Below are 853 nucleotides of genomic sequence, written 5' to 3' on the forward strand. Positions count from 1 at the left end.
AGCGCATCCATCAGCGCGATGAGGTCGTTGGCCTGCGTGCTGGAGTCGTACCCGTTCTGCGGTTTGTCGGAGAGCCCGATCCCGCGCTGGTCGATCGCAATGACTTGGAAGTCCCGCGCCAGCGCCGGCATCACCAAGCGCCATTGGTACCAAGTCTGGGGCCAACCATGGACCAACAGCAACGGCGGGCCTTTTCCGCCAACTACCGCATGCAGGCGCACACCGTTGGCGTGAACGTACCGACTGGTGAACGTGTCGGTGAACCCTTTCGGAAGGTAGGGTGCCCTTGTGGGGGAGCCCGAACCTTCGGGAGTCGCTGACTGGGCGGCCGCTTGGGGTATTGGCTCGCCAAGTAGTCCAAAGGCTGCGGCTGTTGCGATGGCAAGAATGCTTCGGCGAGTCGCTAACGGCGAATTTACGGTCATGACAGCCTCTTTGTTCAATAGGAGAGTAAAAATCGTCACCTTCTCTTACAGTTCAGCGAGGCCACCATCCACGACCAGTTCCGAGCCAAGCATGTAGCTTGACGCATCGCTGGCAAGGAACAGGACGGCGCCTGCCACTTCCTCGGGGCGTCCCAGCCGGCCGAACGGAATCTGTTTCGCGGCACCGGCAAGGTAGTCCTTGAATTCCGCCTCGGTCTGACCGGGGAACTCTGATTGTCCGACACCCCTGAGAATGGGGGTGTCGATAAGACCGGGGCTCACAGCATTGACTCGGATCCGCCGCGGCCGTAGCTCTGCCGAGATGTTCGGGCGAAGGAACGAACCGCCGCCTTGGATGCCGAAAGCGCGGCGCGGCCAGGGGCGCCCACCTGGTTAAGCCATGCGGTATTCAGAATGACCGAACCGCC

General features: G+C 61.5%; 2 protein-coding genes. Both read right to left on the reverse strand.

Annotation, left to right across the window (positions count from 1 at the left end; genetic code table 11):
- The coding region (locus tag NMG80_RS37115; RefSeq protein WP_367186037.1) for an alpha/beta fold hydrolase at window positions 1-425 on the reverse strand (425 nt) is incomplete at its 3' end.
- A gap of 45 nt (window positions 426-470) precedes the next feature.
- The gene (locus NMG80_RS30970) at window positions 471-707 is read right to left on the reverse strand and encodes an SDR family oxidoreductase (RefSeq protein ID WP_254021644.1); all 237 of its coding nucleotides are present in this window, start codon (window positions 705-707) and stop codon (window positions 471-473) included.
- Window positions 708-853: the final 146 nt, after the last annotated feature.

It is taken from the genome of Mesorhizobium escarrei (assembly GCF_935825525.1).
GTDB lineage: Bacteria > Pseudomonadota > Alphaproteobacteria > Rhizobiales > Rhizobiaceae > Mesorhizobium > Mesorhizobium escarrei.